This is a genomic window from Oerskovia enterophila, from assembly GCF_044748475.1.
Taxonomy (GTDB): Bacteria; Actinomycetota; Actinomycetes; order Actinomycetales; family Cellulomonadaceae; genus Oerskovia; species Oerskovia enterophila.
The window spans coordinates 634,028-652,183 of the sequence record NZ_JBIVFZ010000003.1 but is presented as its reverse complement, the minus strand read 5'-3'; the positions used below and the strand labels follow the sequence as shown (position 1 = coordinate 652,183).

At 73.9% G+C, this 18,156-nt stretch carries 14 protein-coding genes; 11 read left to right on the top strand and 3 right to left on the bottom strand.

The annotated features are described in order from the left end of the window. The first annotated feature begins 29 nt into the window (after positions 1-29). The 5 genes from ACIPWA_RS12275 (at position 30) to ACIPWA_RS12255 (ending at position 4,271) form a co-directional block, all read left to right on the top strand. Entirely contained in the window at positions 30-1,133 is a 1,104-nt protein-coding gene (locus tag ACIPWA_RS12275) for a hypothetical protein (RefSeq protein ID WP_400290484.1), read from the top strand. Positions 1,134-1,163: 30 nt separating this feature from the next. After that, the gene (locus ACIPWA_RS12270; RefSeq protein ID WP_400290481.1) at positions 1,164-1,436 is read left to right on the top strand and encodes a hypothetical protein; all 273 of its coding nucleotides are present in this window, start codon (positions 1,164-1,166) and stop codon (positions 1,434-1,436) included. Between the two features lie 88 nt (positions 1,437-1,524). Then, positions 1,525-2,637: an adenosine deaminase gene (locus tag ACIPWA_RS12265; RefSeq protein ID WP_056763285.1), complete on the top strand. Its 1,113-nt coding sequence runs from the start codon at positions 1,525-1,527 to the stop codon at positions 2,635-2,637. Then, positions 2,634-3,341: a deoxyribose-phosphate aldolase gene (gene deoC, locus ACIPWA_RS12260; protein ID WP_056763287.1), complete on the top strand. Its 708-nt coding sequence runs from the start codon at positions 2,634-2,636 to the stop codon at positions 3,339-3,341. The genes ACIPWA_RS12265 and deoC overlap by 4 nt, the downstream gene beginning before the upstream one ends. Before the next feature lie 117 nt (positions 3,342-3,458). Further along, positions 3,459-4,271, top strand: coding sequence for a siderophore-interacting protein (locus ACIPWA_RS12255; protein WP_400290477.1), 813 nt, complete (start codon positions 3,459-3,461; stop codon positions 4,269-4,271). A 90-nt stretch (positions 4,272-4,361) separates the two neighbouring features. Here ACIPWA_RS12255 and ACIPWA_RS12250 read toward each other — a convergent pair whose 3' ends face one another. Both ACIPWA_RS12250 and ACIPWA_RS12245 read right to left on the bottom strand, forming a co-directional pair. Continuing rightward, positions 4,362-6,188, bottom strand: coding sequence for a phospho-sugar mutase (locus tag ACIPWA_RS12250; protein ID WP_400290475.1), 1,827 nt, complete (start codon positions 6,186-6,188; stop codon positions 4,362-4,364). A gap of 1 nt (position 6,189) precedes the next feature. After that, positions 6,190-7,029, bottom strand: coding sequence for a purine-nucleoside phosphorylase (locus tag ACIPWA_RS12245; RefSeq protein WP_056650348.1), 840 nt, complete (start codon positions 7,027-7,029; stop codon positions 6,190-6,192). Positions 7,030-7,139: 110 nt separating this feature from the next. Between ACIPWA_RS12245 and ACIPWA_RS12240 the strand changes: the two genes are divergently transcribed. Continuing rightward, on the top strand, positions 7,140-8,591 hold the full coding sequence (locus ACIPWA_RS12240) for an NAD(P)H-quinone dehydrogenase (RefSeq protein ID WP_056763291.1): 1,452 nt from the start codon (positions 7,140-7,142) through the stop codon (positions 8,589-8,591). Positions 8,592-8,702: 111 nt separating this feature from the next. Here ACIPWA_RS12240 and ACIPWA_RS12235 read toward each other — a convergent pair whose 3' ends face one another. After that, entirely contained in the window at positions 8,703-11,339 is a 2,637-nt protein-coding gene (locus ACIPWA_RS12235; protein ID WP_400290472.1) for an endonuclease/exonuclease/phosphatase family protein, read from the bottom strand. 187 nt (positions 11,340-11,526) lie between these two features. On the opposite strand from ACIPWA_RS12235, the gene ACIPWA_RS12230 reads away from it, so the two are divergent. From ACIPWA_RS12230 to ACIPWA_RS12210, 5 genes are all read left to right on the top strand, one after another. After that, the gene (locus tag ACIPWA_RS12230) at positions 11,527-13,065 is read left to right on the top strand and encodes a CoA-acylating methylmalonate-semialdehyde dehydrogenase (protein WP_400290470.1); all 1,539 of its coding nucleotides are present in this window, start codon (positions 11,527-11,529) and stop codon (positions 13,063-13,065) included. A 101-nt stretch (positions 13,066-13,166) separates the two neighbouring features. Next, complete coding sequence (locus ACIPWA_RS12225) at positions 13,167-14,537, top strand: aspartate aminotransferase family protein (protein WP_400290467.1); 1,371 nt, start codon at positions 13,167-13,169, stop codon at positions 14,535-14,537. A 101-nt stretch (positions 14,538-14,638) separates the two neighbouring features. Then, positions 14,639-15,472: a nitrilase-related carbon-nitrogen hydrolase gene (locus ACIPWA_RS12220; RefSeq protein ID WP_056650364.1), complete on the top strand. Its 834-nt coding sequence runs from the start codon at positions 14,639-14,641 to the stop codon at positions 15,470-15,472. Between the two features lie 83 nt (positions 15,473-15,555). Then, positions 15,556-16,992, top strand: a complete 1,437-nt coding sequence (hydA, locus tag ACIPWA_RS12215; RefSeq protein ID WP_400290464.1) for a dihydropyrimidinase — start codon at positions 15,556-15,558, stop codon at positions 16,990-16,992. Positions 16,993-17,008: 16 nt separating this feature from the next. Next, positions 17,009-18,139, top strand: coding sequence for a TIGR03842 family LLM class F420-dependent oxidoreductase (locus ACIPWA_RS12210; RefSeq protein ID WP_400290462.1), 1,131 nt, complete (start codon positions 17,009-17,011; stop codon positions 18,137-18,139). The last annotated feature ends 17 nt before the right edge of the window (positions 18,140-18,156 follow it).

Here is an 18,156-nt window from a genome sequence, read left to right as displayed (position 1 = left end):
ACGTGTGCGAAGGATGGCAGGCTGTCCGGATGATCCTCGCCGACCTCCAGCTCACCCGGGTCCTGCGCGCAGCGGGCGCGGGCCGGGGTCCGTTGCCCCTGCAGCCTCCGTCGGGGCGCTATGCCCTGCCCGACGCCGCAGCCTCCTCGGCCCGTCGGGCCGCCCTGCGTGCGGGGCATCCCGGGCAGGTCTCCGACCGGCTCGTCACGATGCTCGAGTCGCTGCGCCCGTGGGAGCGCGAGCACGTGCTCGACCCGCTGCGTCGCCGCTCCGTCGCGCCCGACCAGCGCCGTGACCTCGCGGGCGGCCCCGACCTGACGGCCGGGCGGCCGGTCGGTCAGGGGCAGGGGTCGGCCCCGGGGCGCCCGGACCTGCGCTTCCCCGAACCGCTCGTGCTGGGCCGGGCCCGCGCGGTCCAGGTCGACGAGACGACGTGCGGGTCCGCGGTCCTGGCCGTCCTGGCCGCGGCGGGGGACCCGGTGGTCTCGTTGTGGCTCGTCGCCGGGACGGACGTCTCGCGAGGGGCCTGCGAGCACGTCGTGAGCGAGGGCCAGGTGGACGCGACCGCCCGGGAGCTCGAGACGTCGTCGGGCCGGTTCCAGGCGCTCCAGCGGCTCCTCAAGGCGCGCACGACGCGGGCCGCGCTCGGTCCCTTCCCGTGGCCCGGCAGGCTCGGGACGCCGCCCTGGACGGCAGCACGCGACGCCCGCTACGCGGACGTGCGCTTCACGCACCGGATCGTCGCGGGCGGCGGGCCAGGGGACCCGGTGCTCGCGAGCGCGCTGCGGTCCGTGGCCGCGGGCGTGCCGGTCCCGCTGTACACCGGCGGCGACGTCGGGACCGGGTGGTCCACCGCGGTGCCGCGGCACGTCGTGCTCCTGGCCGGGGTGAGCGGTCCTCAGGCCGAGGCGGGAGGGGACGACGGGACACCGGCGCACGGGGGGCGCTGGTGCTCGGTGTACGAGCCGTCGTCCGGGGCGCTGCACCGCGTGCGGGTCACGGACCTCCTGGCGGGCACCCGCGTCGCGGGGGAGCCGAGCAAGGCCGTGCGCCGCGCGCTCGGGGGCTGGCCGCACGTGACCTGGGCGGTCCTGCCCGCCGGACGGGCTGGCGGGTCGCGCCGGGTCGGGTGACGATGGAGGGACGGCGAGAGGAGCACCCCCATGAGCACCGTGCCCGGAGCGGAGGCCTGGCGAGACGCCGGGCTGGTCACCCCCGACGACGTCCCCACGAACCTGGTCGAGGAGGAGTCGCAGGGCGACCCGCCGCCCTCGCCCGAGGACGCCGAGGACTACACCCCGGGGACCCCGCGGCCCGACCTGGACGGTGAGGCCGCCGAGGCCGACGTCGTCGAGCAGGCTGCCGTGGTCCCGGTCGGCGAGGGCGGGGACGAGGATGAGGACGTCCCGGGCGCTGTCGGCGACGACGGCGCGTGAGACCGCATGACCGCCCGTGACGCAGCCGTGACCTGCCCGGCGGGGCGGACGTCGGGTGCACCCGTCCCCTGCCCGGTAGCGTGAGCGCATGACCTCCACACCCTCCTCAGTGAGCGAGACCGTCGCGGCGATCGCCGCGCTCCCCAAGGTCGTCCTCCACGACCACCTCGACGGCGGGCTGCGCCCCGCGACGATCATCGAGCTGGCCGCCGCGATCGGGCACGACCTGCCCGCGACCGAGCCGGACGCGCTGGGCACCTGGTTCGTCGAGTCGGCCGACTCGGGCTCGCTCGTGCGCTACCTCGAGACCTTCGACCACACCATCGCCGTCATGCAGACGCCCGAGGCCCTCGCGCGCGTCGCCCGCGAGTCCGTCCTCGACCTGGCCGCGGACGGCGTCGTGTACGCCGAGCAGCGCTGGGCCCCCGAGCAGCACGTGCAGCGCGGCCTGAGCCTGCAGGACACCGTGGACGCGGTCCAGGCCGGGCTCGAGGAGGGCGTTGCCCTCGCCGCGGCCCAGGGGCGCACCATCCGCGTGGGCCAGCTCGTGACCGCGATGCGGCACGCCGACCGCTGGCAGGAGATCGCCGAGCTCGCGGTCGCCAACCGGGGCAACGGCGTCGTCGGGTTCGACATCGCCGGGGCCGAGGACGGCTTCCCGCCCTCGCGCTTCCCCGACGTGTGGCAGTACCTGGCCGACGAGAACTTCCCCGTGACGATCCACGCGGGCGAGGCGTCGGGCGTCACGTCGATCGCCGAGGCGGTCCACCTGGGCCAGGCCTCGCGCGTGGGCCACGGTGTGCGCCTCATCGAGGACATCTCGTTCGACGAGAGCCACGGCACCGCGGCCCTGGGGCAGTTCGCCCACTGGGTCCGCGACCACCAGATCCCGCTCGAGCTGTGCCCCGTCTCGAACCTGCAGACCGGTGCGGCGGGCTCGATCGCGACGCACCCCATCACGCGCCTCAAGGAGCTCGACTTCGCAGTCACGCTCAACACGGACAACCGCCTCATGTCGCGCACGTCCATGACCCACGAGATGACGCTGCTCGTCGAGCAGGCCGGCTGGACGCTCGAGGACCTCTACGACGTGACGGCCACGGCCGCGTGGAGCGCCTTCATCCACCACGACGAGCGCCGCGCGCTCATCGACGACGTCATCCTCCCCGGCTACCAGGAGATCCAAGGAGCACAGTTGTGAGCACCGCAGGCACGTCCCCCCTGGACCGCGCGTCCCTCGCGCAGTTCGTCGACCACACCCTCCTCAAGCCCGAGGCGACCCGCGCGGACTTCGAGGCGCTCGTCGACGAGGGCGTGGCGCTCGGCGTCTACTCGGTGTGCGTCTCGCCCTCGGTCCTGCCGCTCGACGGCAAGGGCCTGAAGATCGCGACCGTGTGCGGGTTCCCGTCGGGCACCCACCACAGCGAGGTCAAGGCCGCCGAGGCGGCCCGCTCGATCGCGGACGGCGCGGACGAGGTCGACATGGTCATCGACCTGGGCGCGGCCAAGGCGGGGGACTGGGCGTACGTCCAGGCGGACATCGCGGCCGTGCGGGCCGCCGTCCCGGCCCCCAAGGTCCTCAAGGTCATCATCGAGTCCGCGGCACTGACGGACCACGAGATCGTCGAGGCGTGCCGCGCCTCGGAGGCCGCGGGTGCCGACTTCGTCAAGACCTCGACGGGCTTCCACCCGGCCGGTGGCGCCTCGACGCACGCGGTGTCCATCATGGCGGAGACCGTGGGCGGCCGGCTCGGGGTCAAGGCCTCGGGCGGCGTGCGCACGCTCGCCGACGCTCTCGCGATGATCGAGCACGGCGCGACGCGCCTGGGCCTGTCCGGGACCGCGGCAGTGCTCGCGGGCTTCGACGGGATCGAGCCCGCCGAGGGCGGTTCGTCGGGCTACTGACCCGTTCGTCACGACCGAGGGGTGGCCGAGCCTGGACGGGCGGCCACCCCTCGGCACGTCCAGGGTTAGGCTAGCCTCACTTCGCCATCACCGGCGGAGCGCACCCTGGAGGACCGTATGACCGACCCCACCCCCCGCAGGCCCGAGCGCGTCGCGACCCACGCCGTGGTGGTGCGCACCGAGCGGCTCACGCCGCACATGATCCGCGTCGTCCTCGGCGGGGAGGGGCTCGACGGGTTCGACGCCGGCCCGTACACCGACCGCTACGTCAAGCTGCTCTTCCCCGAGGCGGCCGGGCCGGAGGGGCGCGTCCCGATGCGCACGTACACGATCCGCTCGTGGGACCCCGCGGCGCGCGAGCTGGCCATCGACTTCGTCGCGCACGGCGGCGAGGGGCTCGCAGGCCCCTGGGCGTCCGCCGCACGGGTGGGGGACCCGATCTCCTTCTTCGGTCCGGGAGGCGACTACGCGCCGTCGGGCACCGCGGACTGGCACCTGCTGGTGGGCGACGAGAGCGCCCTCCCCGCGATCGCCGCGGCCCTCGAGGCAGTGCCCGACGGCGTGCCCGTCCTCGCGGTCGTCGAGGTCGCCTCCGCGGACGAGCAGCAGCCCCTCACCTCGCCCGGAGCGCTCGACCTGCGATGGGTGCGCCGCGACGAGCACCTCGATCGTGCGCCCGGCGAGGCGCTCGTCGAGGCCGTCGAGAGCCTCACGTTCCTGACCGGGACGCCCCAGGTGTTCCTGCACGGCGACGCCGGGTTCGTACGGACGCTGCGCCGCCACGTCCGCCTCGAGCGGCAGGTGCCCGTGACGTCGCTCTCGGCGTCGGGCTACTGGCGCCGCGGGCGCACCGAGGAGGGCTGGCGCGCCGAGAAGGCCGACTGGAAGGCCGCCGTGGCGCGCGACGAGGAGCCCGCGCTGCGGTCCTGATCCGCGGACTTCTGCCCGCACGCCTCGGGCCGCCGCGCGTCCCCGGACGGGGACTGCGCGGCGGCCCGAGGAGGGCGCGGGAGGGACGGGTCAGATCCCGAGCGCCGCCGCGACGTCGCGGCGGACGTGGTCGAGGCGGGTCCGTGCGAACGCGCGGGCGGCCGTGAGGTCGTCGTAGCCCGCGTCGGGTGCGACCGGGACGATGACCTCGAGGTAGCACTTGACCTTGGGCTCGGTACCGCTGGGGCGCACGATGACCCGGGTCCCGTCCGCGGACAGCAGCCGCACGCCGTCGGTCGGGGGCAGGCCGTCGAGACCGTCCGACAGGTCGACGACCTCGCTCACGCCCGAACCTGCGAGCGTCCGGGGAGGGGCTGCGCGCAGCCGCGACATGGCCGCCGTGATCTGGTCCAGGTCCGTGAACCGGGCCGAGAGCTGGTCGGTCACGTGCAGGCCGTGCGTGCGCGCCAGGTCGTCGAGCGCGTCGACGAGCGTGCGCCCCTCGGCCTTGAGCCGGTTGGCGAGCTGCGCGAGCAGCAGCGCAGCGCTGATGCCGTCCTTGTCGCGCACGTTCTGCGGGTCCACGCAGTAGCCGAGCGCTTCCTCGTAGCCGTAGACCAGGCCGTCGACGCGCGAGATCCACTTGAACCCCGTGAGCGTCGAGGAGTAGCCCAGGCCGTGGCTCTCGGCGATCTTGCGCAGCAGCCGCGAGGACACGATCGAGCTCGCGAAGAACTGCGTCCCGGGGGCGGTGCGCAGCCGCGCCGCCCGCTTGCCGATCTCCTCGCCGAGGAGCGAACCCACCTCGTCGCCGTGCAGCATGCGCCACCCGTTCGAGCGTGCGGTCTCGGCGCCCTGGTAGGTCCCGACGCGCGGGTCGTAGACGGCCAGCGCGCACCGGTCGGCGTCCGGGTCGTTCGCGATCACCAGGTCCGCCTTGGCGTCCTGCGCGTACGCGAACGCGAGGTCGATCGCGCCGGGCTCCTCCGGGTTGGGGAAGGCCACGGTCGGGAACAGGGGGTTCGCCTCGAACTGCTCGGCGACGCTGATGACGTCGGTGAAGCCGGCGTTCTCGAGGACCCGGTTGACGACCGCCCCGCCCACGCCGTGCAGCGGGGTCGCGACGATGCGCAGGTCGCGCGCCGCGCCGTCGGACAGGCGGCCCACGGACTCGACGTAGCCGAGCGCCAGGTCGCGACCGAGGACCGTCCAGCCGTCGGTCGCCCGCGGGACCTGTGCCGCCACGGGGGCGCGGTGGATCGCCGCCGCGATCTCGGCGTCGTACGGGGGCACGATCTGGGCGCCCTGGCCCGAGTCGGTCACGACCCGCCCACCCAGGTAGACCTTGTAGCCGTTGTCCCGCGGAGGGTTGTGGCTCGCGGTCACCATGACGCCCGCGTCGGCGCCCAGGTGGCGCACGGCGTAGGCGAGCACAGGCGTGGGGAGGGCCGACGGGAGGATCGACGCCTCGACCCCGGCAGCGGTGAAGACCGCGGCGCTGTCCTGCGCGAACGTGTGCGAGTGGTGGCGGGCGTCGTAGCCGATCACGACCCGCGGGGTCTGGCCGGGCAGAGCGTCGCGCAGGAACGACGCGAGGCCCGCGGCGGCGCGGATGACCACCGCACGGTTCATGCGGTTCGGGCCGGCCGCCATCTCGCCGCGCAGGCCCGCCGTGCCGAACTGCAGCGTGCCGGAGAAGCGGTCGCGGAGCTCGGCGCGGGCCCGTGCACGCACCTCGTGGTCGCGCGGGTCGGGGGAGTCGGCCTCCGCGAGCAGCGTGCGCAGCTCGAGCTGGTCGGCGGGCTCGGGGTCCGCCTCGATCCAGGCCTCGACCTGCGCGAGGAAGGCCGCGTGGCCGGCGCCGGCCTCGTACCCGGGGTCGTCGACCTCGTTGGCCAGGGGCTCGGGGTTCGTCATCTCACACCAACTTCGCGATCTGGGCGAGCAGGGAGCTGATCCGGGGACCGGCAGCCTGGCCGGCCTCGATGACCTCGCCGTGCGAGAGCGGCGTGGGGCTGATCCCCGCGGCGAGGTTGGTCACGAGCGAGATGCCCAGCACCTCGAGGCCCGCGTGCCGTGCGGCGATGGCCTCGAGAGTGGTCGACATGCCCACCAGGTCCGCGCCCAGGATCCCGGCCATGCGGACCTCGGCCGGGGTCTCGTAGTGCGGGCCGGGGAACTGTGCGTAGACGCCCTCGCCCAGCGAGCCGTCGACCGACCTGGCCAGGTCCCGCAGGCGCGGGGAGTACAGGTCCGTGAGGTCGACGAACGTGGCCCCCTCGAGGGGCGAGGTCGCGGTGAGGTTGATGTGGTCACGGATGAGGACCGGGGTGCCCGGCCCGTGGTCCAGGTTCAGGCCACCGCAGCCGTTGGTCAGGATGACGGTCTGCGCGCCGGTCGCGGCAGCGGTCCGCACGCCGTGGACGACGTGGCGCACGCCCTTGCCCTCGTACAGGTGCGTGCGCGACCCGAGCACGAGCGCGTGGCGGACCGAGCCGTCGGCGCGCTCGATCCGGATCGAGCGGGTCGTGCCCACGTGCCCGGCGACGGCAGGCTTGGAGAAGCCGGGGATCTCGTTCGTGGGGATCTCCGCGACGACGTCGCCCAGGAGCTCGGCAGCCCCGCCCCAGCCGGACCCGAGCACGAGGGCCACGTCGTGCCCCTCGATCCCGGTGGCGTGGGCGATGTGGTCGGCAGCGGCGCGGGCCACGAGGAACGGGTCGGTGGTGGGGTCGTCGAGAGACAAGGTCGTCGTCATAGGACGAGGCTAGCCGTTCTTGGGCCTCGCGCCCCGCCGAAGACCCACCCGGGGACCGGGTGACCGATCTGTCCGCATGCTGACACGGTGACCTCGGACTTCCTGACACAATGGCACCCGTGACGAACGAGAACAGTGACCTGCAGGCCAGCCGTATCGTGATCGTGGGCGGTGGTCCCGGAGGCTACGAGGCGGCCCTCGTCGCCCGTCGGCTCGGCGCGGACGTCACGGTGGTCGAGCGCCAGGGGCTCGGGGGAGCCGCGGTGCTCACCGACGTCGTCCCCTCCAAGACCCTCATCGCGACCGCCGACTGGATGACCATCGCGGACCGCGCGGCAGACCTCGGCATCCGCCTGCCGGTCGACACCGTCAAGGCGGCGCACCCGGCCATGCGCCGGCACATGGTGGACCTCGACGCCGTCAACACCCGTGTCATGGCGCTCGCGGCCGCCCAGTCTGCCGACATCCACGCGCGTCTCGAGCGCGAGGGCGTGCGTGTGCTCCTCGGCGAGGGCCGCCTCGACGGGCCCACGCGTGTGCAGGTGACGCCCGCGGACGCGGACGAGTCGCCCGTCACGCTCGACGCGGACGTCATCCTGCTCGCGCTCGGCGCGACGCCGCGCGTGCTGCCGACCGCCGTCCCGGACGGCGAGCGCATCCTCACGTGGACCCAGCTCTACAACCTCAAGGAGCTCCCCGAGCGCCTGATCGTCGTCGGCTCGGGCGTCACGGGCGCCGAGTTCGCGGGGGCGTACAACGCCCTGGGCTCGGACGTCGTGCTCGTCTCGAGCCGCGACCGCGTCCTGCCGGGCGAGGACGCCGACGCCGCCGAGCTCATCGAGGGCGTCTTCCGCTCGCGGGGCATGACGGTCATGTCGCGCTCGCGGGCCGAGGCCGCCGTGCGCACCGAGGACGGGGTCGAGGTCACGCTCGCCGACGGCCGGGTCGTCCAGGGCACCCACGTCCTGCTCGCGGTCGGGTCCATCCCCTCGACGCAGGGGATCGGGCTCGAGGAGGCGGGAGTGCGCCTCACGCCGAGCGGCCACGTCCAGGTCGACAAGGTCTCGCGTACGTCGGTGCGCGGCATCTACGCGGCCGGCGACTGCACGGGCATCCTGCCGCTCGCCTCGGTCGCCGCGATGCAGGGCCGCGTCGCCATGTCGCACGCCCTGGGCGACGCCGTGAGTCCCATCAAGCTGCGCACGGTCGCGGCGAACATCTTCACGGCCCCCGAGATCGCGACCGTCGGGTACAGCGAGGAGAAGCTCAAGGAGCAGGGCTCCAAGTACGTGACCACGACGCTGCCCTTGGCCCGCAACCCGCGCGCCAAGATGCTCGGCATGCGCGACGGGTTCGTCAAGCTGTTCGCGCACCCCGAGGCGGGCGTCGTGCTCGGCGGCGTGGTCGTGGCGCCGCGGGCCAGCGAGCTCGTCTTCCCGATCACCCTCGCGGTCGCGCACCGCCTCACGGTCGACGACGTGGCCGAGGCCTTCACGGTCTACCCGTCGCTGAGCGGGTCCATCGCCGAGGTCGCCCGCATGCTCCACCACCGCGAGGACTGAGCCACAGCGAGAGCGGCGCCGCACGCCCAGGGCGTGCGTCGCCGTCGGGCACCTCGCCGTCGCGTGCGACGGGGACGGGCCGCTGCCGTGACGGCTGCGGCCCGTCTGCCCCTACTCCTGCTCCGTGCCGCTCGGCCGGACCACGGCGACGAGCGGGCGGTGGTCGGACCAGGCGACGTCGAGCACCGTGACGCGCTGGAACTCCAGCCCCGCGCCGAACACCCAGTCGATCCGGTAGGCCGGCGCGTCCGCGGGCGAGGTCAGGTCGCCGGGGTTCCCGACGTCGTCCTGCCCGCTGACGAGACCGTGGGACTCGACGAGGTCGATCTCCTCCCAGCCGGGCTCGGCGTTGAGGTCTCCCGCGAGCAGGTACGGGCCGGCCACGGGCTCGGCCGCGAACAGCGCGTCGAGCTGGTCGAGGCGTGTCGGGGTGCTCGCCTCGCGGTGCTGCAGGTGCACCGAGGTCACCCGGACGCCGTCGGGCCACGAGGTGTCGCCGTCCACGGGCGTGAACGTGGCCGAGACGGTCGAGCGGTTCTGCGGACCGGCGCCCAGCGGCAGCGCGAGGCGCGCGACGTCGCTCGCCGTGACCACGTCGGGGTTCCACAGGATCGCGTTGCCGAACTGGCGGTCGGCCGCACCCACGAACTCGACCTCCAGCCCCGTCTCGCGGGCGAGGTAGGACGCCATGTCCACTCCGCCCCCGAGCACCCAGCCGCGGGAGACCTCCTGGAGCGTCACGACCTGGGCGCCCGAGTCGCGGACGATCGCGACGACCTCGTCGAGGTCGACCGACGGCGTCGCGCTCACGCCGTAGTGCAGGTTCCAGTCGAGCACCGTGAGGCGCTGCTCGCGGTCGGCCACCGCGACGGGGGTCGCGCTCGTCGAGACGAGCACCGCACCGGCGGCGGCTAGGGCCGCGACGGCCGCGGTGACCGGCAGGGAGATGCGCAGCCCCGGTGCGGGCGCGTGGGCCGCGTCGGCTGCGGCGCCCGCGGCTGTGCCGGCTGCCTCGGGGAGGTCGGCCGGACCGCCGCGCGCACGGCGCAGGCCCGCGACCGCGAGCACGACCGCGACGGCGACCGGGACGGTCGCGTTGGGCACGGGCAGGGGGACGTCGTAGTCGAGCTGGTAGACGAGCAGCGGCAGGATCAGGCCCAGCCCGACGGCGGTGCTCGCCCCGGCGAGGCGCGCCCACCCGAGCTCGTGGGCGGGTCGGGTCAGGGCGTGGCGGACCGCGTCGGTCGCGGTCGCCGCGAGCCCCACGACGCACACCAGCAGCGCCCAGCCGAGCGGCGACGAGACGTCCTGCGTGCGCCCGGGCACCAGGAACAGCACCGCGGTGAACGCGGGCAGCAGCACGAGCGAGACCCAGCGGCCCGTCGAGGCCAGGGCGCGAGCGGCGGGTGTGCTCGTCCCGGCGACGCCCCAGAGCGGGAGCAGCCCGACGACCAGGGCCGTGACGGCGACCGCTCCACCGGCCGCGGGCAGCGAGAGGCCGGTCTGCGACGCGACGAACGCGGGGTTGCCGAAGACCATGACGCCCAGCGCGAGGTAGGGCCCGAGCACCCACAGGCCGCGCGAGCCCGGGGTGGCGGGGTCGCGACGCAGGAGCCAGGCCGCGACCACTGCGACGCCGCCGAGGACGACCGGCGCGACCCAGCCGAGCAGGTCGGTGCGCCAGTACGCGTCCCACGTGCCGTGCAGCAGGCTGACCCCGGCCGCGCCGAGGATCCCGAGGCCGATGCCCATCGCGACCATCCGGCCGTTCGCCGGGCGCGGCGGGCCCGCATGGCTGCCGTCTGGCTCGGTCGAGGGATGAGGCCGGGTGCCGCTCGCGAACCCGGCGACCAGGACGACGGTCGCGACCGCGAGCGCGGCGCCCCCGAGCCCGAGCCCGTAGCGGGCCGTGCCGAGCCAGGAGCCCGAGGCGGCCGCGATCCCGAGTCCTTGCAGGCCCAGGCGCCACACCACGAGCGCGACGACGGCACCGACGACGACGCGACCGTTCACGGGCAGGCGGGCCGCGACGATGGTCACCGCGAGGGCCGGCGCGGCGTAGGTGACCAGTGCCGTGAGGGCGGCTGTGACGACCCCCGAGGTGAACGCGTGGTCCAGCAGGGGCCCGCTCGCCCGGATCATCTCGACCGCGAGCGCGGTGACCACCGTGAGGAGCAGCAGCCTCGCCGCGTTGCCGCGTCCGAGGCTCGCGACCCGGCGTGCGGCGTGCGCGATCTGGCGGCGCGTCGTGTGCGGTGCGGTGCCCGAGGTCGATGGGCCTGCCGAGGAGGGGGGCTCTTCTCCGGCGGTGTCCGTCGACGGGGCGTGCGGGGTGTCGTCGGCCGGGTCCGGGGTGGTCGTCGGCACGGTTGGCATGACAGGTGCTGACGCCACCGAAGGTGCGGACCGCGCCGAGGACATCACGCTCGACGGTGCCGGCAGGGGTGCCGGCAGGTTCGACGGCGACGGCGCGAAGCGCGCGTCGGCCTGTGGGGTCGTGGGGGCGGTGTCGGGCGAGGCGGCCGGCGCGACCTGGCCGATCGCCGCGGTGTGCGTGGGGACGCGGTGCACCCTGCTGTCCGACCGCCGGGCCAGGTCCGCGAGCTCTGCGGCGCGCTGCGCGGCGCGCCGCTCGGCCCGGGTCGCGGGTGTCGAGGGCGCGTCCCGCTGTGTGTCCTCGGCAGGGGGAGCGGCCGAGGCCGGCGGGTCGTCCGGGAGGTCGGTACGGGTGCGGTGGTCGTCGGTCACGGCCCGACGGTACTAGGGGCCGCTGACGCCGCGGCGGGGGACGCGCGACGTTCACAGGTCGCTCACCCCCTCCCACGGCCGTACTGTGATCCGGATCACAGAAACAGGGCGATCGTGCCACACTGAGAAGCAGTCGTCGACGACCCGGGCCACCGCTCACCGAGCCACGCCCGGGAGGGAGGCCAGCATGACGAGCACCGTCCCCGCCCCGCCTGCCGGGGTGGTCGGCCACGTCGTCGGGGGCCGACCCGTGCGAGAGGCCGAGAGGTTCGGCCCGGTCCACGACCCCGCCACGGGACACGTCACGGCGCACGTCGCGCTGGCCTCCGTGGACGACGTCGACCGGGCCGTCGCCGCGGCGCTCGCGGCCTTCCCGGGCTGGGCCTCGACGGGCCTGTCCCGGCGCGTCGAGATCCTCTTCGCGTTCCACGAGCTCCTGCGCTCGCACCGCGACGAGATCGCGCACCTGGTCTCGGCCGAGCACGGCAAGGTCGTGAGCGATGCCGAGGGCGAGGTCTCGCGCGCGCTCGAGAACGTCGAGTTCGCCGCGGGGATCCCGCACCTGCTCAAGGGCGGGTTCAGCCAGCAGGTCGCGACGGGCGTGGACGTCCACGAGGTCAAGCAGCCGCTGGGCGTCATGGCAGGCATCACGCCGTTCAACTTCCCAGCCATGGTGCCCCTGTGGATGATCCCGACGGCTATCGCGTGCGGCAACACGTTCGTCCTCAAGCCCAGCGAGCGAGACCCCTCGGTCTCCCTGCTGCTCGTGCGCCTGCTCGCGCAGGCGGGGCTGCCGGACGGCGTCGTCAACGTGGTGCAGGGCGACCGGGTCGCGGTCGACCGGCTCCTGGAGCACCCCGACGTCGCGGCGGTCAGCTTCGTCGGCTCGACGCCCGTCGCGCGGCACGTCTACGAGACGGGCACGCGCCACGGCAAGAGGGTCCAGGCCCTGGGCGGGGCGAAGAACCACCTCGTCGTCCTGCCCGACGCCGAGCTCGACGCCGCGGCGGACGCTGCGGTCTCGGCGGGGTACGGGTCCGCGGGAGAACGGTGCATGGCGATCTCGGTCGTGGTCGCGGTCGGTGAGATCGGCGACCGGCTGGTCGAGGCGATCCGGACGCGCGTGGAGGGGCTCGTCGTCGGGCCGGGGAACGACCCCACCTCGCAGATGGGGCCGCTCATCACGGCCGAGCACCGCGACCGCGTCGCGTCGCGCGTGCAGAGCGCGCTCGACGAGGGCGCGAGCCTCGTCGTGGACGGACGCGCGGGGCCGCCCGTGGCCCCCGGGGCCGACGGCGTGGACGTGAGCGGCGGGTTCTTCCTGCGACCCAGCCTGGTCGACCACGTGCTGGCCGAGCACACCGTGTACCGCGAGGAGGTGTTCGGCCCCGTGCTCTCGGTCGTCCGCGTCCGGACGTTCGACGACGCGCTGCGCCTCGTCAACGAGAACCCCTACGGCAACGGGGCGGCGATCTTCACGCGCGACGGGGGCGCGGCCCGACGCTTCGAGGTCGAGGCGCAGGCCGGGATGATCGGGATCAACGTGCCCATCCCGGTGCCCGTCGGCTACTACTCGTTCGGGGGCTGGAAGGGCTCGCTGTTCGGGGACTCGCACATCTACGGACCCGAGGCCATCCACTTCTCGACCCGGACCAAGGTCGTGACGTCGCGCTGGCCCGACCCGGCGACGAGCACGATCGACCTCGGCTTCCCCCGGAACAGGTGACCCCACGTGACCGCACGCGACGGCAGGTGGAGACAGGCATCGGCGGCGGCCGCGCGACCCAGCGCGGGCAGCGGGCCGACGACCGGACGGAGGACCGGCGCATGACGGACGAGGCGACGGGCACGGGGCGGCGCGACCGCGAGGACGCCCACGTCTTCTACTCGTGGTCGGCCCAGGAGCTGATCCACCCCGTGACCATCGCGGGCGGCGAGGGGGCCTGGTTCTGGGACACGGACGGGCGGCGCTACCTGGACTTCGCGTCACAGCTGATCAACCTCAACCTCGGGCACCAGCACCCCGCGCTCGTGGGCGCGATCCAGGAGCAGGCCGGGCGTCTCGCGACGGTCGCGCCGTCGTTCGCGAACCCTGTCCGCAGCGAGCTCGCGCGGCTCGTCGTCGAGCGCGCGCCAGGAGGCGCCGACGGCGGGCTGACCCGCGTGTTCTTCACCAACGGCGGCGCCGACGCGGTCGAGAACGCCGTGCGGCTCGCACGTCGCCACACGGGGCGCCAGAAGGTCCTGGCGGCCTACCGCTCGTACCACGGGAACACCGGCACGGCCGTGACGGCCACGGGGGACCCTCGCCGCTGGCCGAACGAGGTGGACCCGGGCGTGCGGCACTTCTTCGGGCCCTACACCTACCGCTCGGCGTTCGGCGCCGCCGACGACACCGAGGAGTGCGTGGCAGCGCTGCGCCACCTGCGCGAGGTCGTCGAGCTCGAGGGCCCCGCGACGATCGCGGCGATCCTGCTTGAGACGGTCGTGGGGACCAACGGCGTGCTCGTCCCGCCCGACGGCTACCTCGCGGGCGTCCGCGAGCTGTGCGACGAGCACGGCATCCTGTACGTCGCCGACGAGGTCATGGTCGGGTTCGGTCGCGTGGGCGAGTGGTTCGCGGTGGACCGCTGGGGGGTGGTGCCGGACCTCGTGGTCTTCGCCAAGGGAGTGAACTCCGGGTACGTGCCGCTCGGCGGCGTCATCATCTCCGAGCGCGTGGCCGCGAGCTTCGACCGTGCTGCGTTCCCCGGCGGCCTGACCTACTCGGGGCACCCGCTCGCGTGCGCGCCGGGCGTCGCGAGCATCCGGGTCTTCGAGGAGCAGGGGATCCTCGACCGCGTCCGCACGCTGGGCGAGAAGGTGATCGGCGCGCGCCTGCGTGACATGGCAGCCCGCCACCCGAGCGTGGGGGAGGTGCGCGGGCTCGGGTTCCTGTGGGCGATCGAGCTCGTCCGCGACCCCGCCACGCGCGAGCGCTTCGTGCCCTTCCAGGGGACGGCTGCCCAGAACGCGCCCATGGCGCAGGTCGTCGCGGCCGTGACGGCGGGCGGCGTCTGGCCCTTCCCCCAGGTCAACCGGCTGCACCTCGCCCCACCGCTCGTGACGTCGGTCGAGGACCTCGAGCACGGCCTCGACGTGATCGACGCCGCTCTCGACGTCGCCGACCGGTACGTCGTCGACCCCTCGCCCACCTGACCGCACCCGCCCTCCGAGGCGGTGGGCCCGGCCGGACCAGCCGGACCGCCACCCGCAGGAGACCCGCCGACCCAGCAGCCACACAGACCCGAGGAGAACCCATGATCGTGCGAGCCGCCCTCACCCAGGTCCGCTGGACCGGCGACCAGGAGTCCATGCTCGCGGCCCACGAGACGTTCACACGTCTGGCCGCGGACCAGGGGGCGAAGGTCATCTGCTTCCAGGAGGTGTTCAACGCTCCCTACTTCCCCCAGGTCGAGGACGCCGCGTTCTACTCCTACGCCGAGCCGGTGCCGGGCCCCACGACCGAGCGTTTCGCGGCTCTCGCCCGGGAGCTGGGCATCGTGATCGTCCTGCCCGTGTACGAGCTCGAGCAGCCCGGGATCCTCTACAACACCGCTGCCGTGATCGACGCCGACGGCAGCTACCTGGGCAAGTACCGCAAGACCCACATCCCGCACCTGCCTGGGTTCTGGGAGAAGTTCTACTTCCGCCCCGGGAACCTCGGCTACCCCGTCTTCGACACCGCGGTCGGGCGGATCGGGGTCTACATCTGCTACGACCGGCACTTCCCCGAGGGGTGGCGGGCCCTGGGCCTGGCCGGGGCGACCGTCGTGTTCAACCCGAGCGCCACGAGCCGCGGCCTGTCGAACTACCTGTGGAAGCTCGAGCAGCCTGCGGCGGCCGTGGCCAACGAGTACTACGTCGGGGCCATCAACCGGGTCGGGTTCGAGGAGCTCGGGTCGAACGACTTCTACGGCACGAGCTACTTCGTGAGCCCCGAGGGAGCGTTCGTGGGGGAGACGGCAGACGCCTACGAGGAGGAGCTCGTGGTCCGCGACCTCGACCTCGACCTGCTGACCGAGGTCCGCAACCGCTGGCAGTTCTACCGCGACCGCCGCCCGGACGCGTACGGCCCGCTGACGGCGCCCTGAGCCGAGGGCCCCGAGCAGGCACTTCGTCAGCTCGGAGCCGGCCCCCGCACAGAAGACCGACCGACGAACGAGAGGACCGCACCATGGCACTGACCCTCATCACGGGTGGCACCGTCGTCGGGCCCACGGGGCGCTCGCGCGCCGACGTCCTGCTCGACGGCGAGCAGGTCGCCGCGCTCGTGCGCCCGGGCGACACGACGCTCGGCGTGGACCTCGCCTCGGTCGCGCAGACCGTGATCGACGCGACCGGCAAGTACGTGATCCCGGGCGCGGTGGACCCGCACACCCACATGGAGCTGCCGTTCGGCGGCACGGCCGCCTCGGACACGTTCGAGACCGGGACGCGCGCCGCGGCCTGGGGAGGCACGACGACGATCGTCGACTTCGCGGTCCAGCGCACCGGGGAGCGGGTCCAGGACTCGCTCGCCGCCTGGTTCGCCAAGGCCGAGGGGAACTGCGCCGTGGACTACGGGTTCCACCAGATCCTCGGCGGGGTCGACGACGACTCGCTCAAGGCCATGGACGAGCTCGTGGCCGAGGGCATCACGAGCTTCAAGCTCTTCATGGCCTACCCCGGGGTGTTCTACAGCGACGACGGCCAGATCCTGCGGGCCATGCAGAAGGCCGCGACCAACGGCTCGATGGTCATGATGCACGCCGAGAACGGCATCGCGATCGACGTCCTCGTGCGTCAGGCCCTCGACCGCGGCGACACGGCCCCCTACTTCCACGGCACCACGCGCCCCTGGGAGACCGAGGAGGAGGCCACGCACCGCGCGATCATGCTCGCGCGGCTCGCGGGCGCCCCGCTCTACGTGGTGCACATGTCGGCCAAGCAGGCCGTGGCCACGCTCGCCCGGGCCCGCGACGACGGCTGGAACGTGTTCGGCGAGACGTGCCCGCAGTACCTGTACCTCTCGCTCGAGGAACAGCTCGGGGCGCCCGGTTTCGAGGGAGCCAAGTGGGTCTGCTCGACCCCGCTGCGCTCGCGGGCCGAGGAGCACCAGGACGAGCTGTGGCGCTACCTGCGCACGGGTGACCTGTCGGTCGTGAGCACCGACCACTGCCCGTTCTGCTTCAAGGAGCAGAAGGAGCTCGGGCTCGGCGACTTCTCCAAGATCCCCAACGGGATCGGCGGCGTCGAGCACCGCCTCGACCTCGTGTACCAGGGCGTGGTCGACGGGAAGATCTCGCTCGAGCGCTGGGTCGAGCTGTGCTGCACGACGCCGGCGCGCATGTTCGGGCTGGGCGACCGCAAGGGCGTGCTGGCCCCGGGGGCCGACGCCGACGTCGTGGTCTACGACCCCGCCGGGCACACCTCGATCGGCTACCCCTCGGACGGCAACGGCAAGACCCACCACATGAACATGGACCACTCCGCGTGGGAGGGCTTCGAGATCGACGGGCACGTGGACGTCGTGATCTCGCGCGGCACGGTCCTGATCTCGGACGGCGAGTATCACGGGCACCCCGGGCACGGTCGGTACCTGCGCCGCAGCACCTCGGCCTACCTGCGATGACGGGCGGGAACCAGCCATGACCGCGGCAGGCACCGCCGCGCGCCTCGACCTGGGCGTCGTCCTGCAGACCAACCCGCCCGCCTGGCGCGTGGTCGACCTCGCGCGCCGCGCCGAGCTCCACGGTTTCAGCCACGTGTGGACGTTCGACTCGCACCTGCTGTGGCAGGAGCCGTTCGTCATCTACTCGCAGATCCTGTCCGCGACCCATCGCGTGACCGTGGGGCCCATGGTCACCAACCCCGCGACGCGCGACGTGACCGTGACCGCCTCGCTCTTCGCGACCCTCAACGACATGTTCGGCAACCGCACCGTCTGCGGGATCGGTCGCGGGGACTCCGCGGTCCGGGTGACCAACGGCAAGCCCGTGACCCTGACCGAGCTCCGGGCAGCCGTCACGACCATCCGGGGGCTCGCCGGCGGACGGTCGGTCGAGTACCACGGCACGACCCTGCACCTGCCCTGGGCGCCCGACAGCCGCACCCCCGTGTGGGTCGCGGCGTACGGCCCGCGCGCCCTGGCGCTCGCGGGCGAGGTCGGGGACGGCTTCATCCTCCAGCTCGCCGACCCCGACATCGTGGCCTGGTCGATCGACGCGGTGCGCCAGGCCGCGGAGCAGGCCGGCCGCGACCCGGCCGAGGTGACCATCTGCGTGGCCGCACCCGCGTACGTGACGGGAGACTCGGCGTCGGGCACAGGTACAGGCACGGGTGGGAGCGCGGGCGGGCGGTCGCTCGCCCACGCCTACGACCAGTGCCGCTGGTTCGGCGGCATGGTCGGCAACCACGTCGCGGAGATCGTCGCGCGCTACGGGGCGGGGGAGAGCACGGGCGCAGGGCCGGGCGGCGACGCGGGCCCGCGCATCCCTCGTGCCCTGACCGACTTCGTGGCCGGGCGCGTCGACTACGACTACAACGAGCACGGGCGCGCGGGGAACACGCACACCGCGTTCGTGAGCGACGAGATCGTGGACCGTTTCTGCCTGGTCGGGCCGCCCGAGCGGCACGTCGAGCGGCTGCTCGAGCTCAAGGCGCTCGGCGTCGACCAGTTCGCGCTGTACCTCCAGCACGACGCGAACGACGAGACGCTCCAGGCCTACGGCGAGCTGGTCCGTCCAGCGGTCCAGGAGGCGGGCCGGGTCCGCGGGTGACGCCCCGGCCCGGGCGG

Bases quoted from the DNA above. Each gene is read 5' to 3' on its own strand.
- ACIPWA_RS12230 (WP_400290470.1), top strand. From the start codon at position 11,527: ATGACGAGCACCGTCCCCGCCCCGCCTGCCGGGGTGGTCGGCCACGTC.
- ACIPWA_RS12220 (WP_056650364.1), top strand. From the start codon at position 14,639: ATGATCGTGCGAGCCGCCCTCACCCAGGTCCGCTGGACCGGCGACCAG.
- ACIPWA_RS12245 (WP_056650348.1), bottom strand. From the start codon at position 7,029: ATGACGACGACCTTGTCTCTCGACGACCCCACCACCGACCCGTTCCTC.
- hydA (WP_400290464.1), top strand. From the start codon at position 15,556: ATGGCACTGACCCTCATCACGGGTGGCACCGTCGTCGGGCCCACGGGG.
- ACIPWA_RS12270 (WP_400290481.1), top strand. From the start codon at position 1,164: ATGAGCACCGTGCCCGGAGCGGAGGCCTGGCGAGACGCCGGGCTGGTC.
- ACIPWA_RS12265 (WP_056763285.1), top strand. From the start codon at position 1,525: ATGACCTCCACACCCTCCTCAGTGAGCGAGACCGTCGCGGCGATCGCC.
- ACIPWA_RS12240 (WP_056763291.1), top strand. From the start codon at position 7,140: ATGGCACCCGTGACGAACGAGAACAGTGACCTGCAGGCCAGCCGTATC.
- ACIPWA_RS12255 (WP_400290477.1), top strand. From the start codon at position 3,459: ATGACCGACCCCACCCCCCGCAGGCCCGAGCGCGTCGCGACCCACGCC.
- ACIPWA_RS12225 (WP_400290467.1), top strand. From the start codon at position 13,167: ATGACGGACGAGGCGACGGGCACGGGGCGGCGCGACCGCGAGGACGCC.
- ACIPWA_RS12275 (WP_400290484.1), top strand. From the start codon at position 30: ATGATCCTCGCCGACCTCCAGCTCACCCGGGTCCTGCGCGCAGCGGGC.
- ACIPWA_RS12210 (WP_400290462.1), top strand. From the start codon at position 17,009: ATGACCGCGGCAGGCACCGCCGCGCGCCTCGACCTGGGCGTCGTCCTG.
- ACIPWA_RS12250 (WP_400290475.1), bottom strand. From the start codon at position 6,188: ATGACGAACCCCGAGCCCCTGGCCAACGAGGTCGACGACCCCGGGTAC.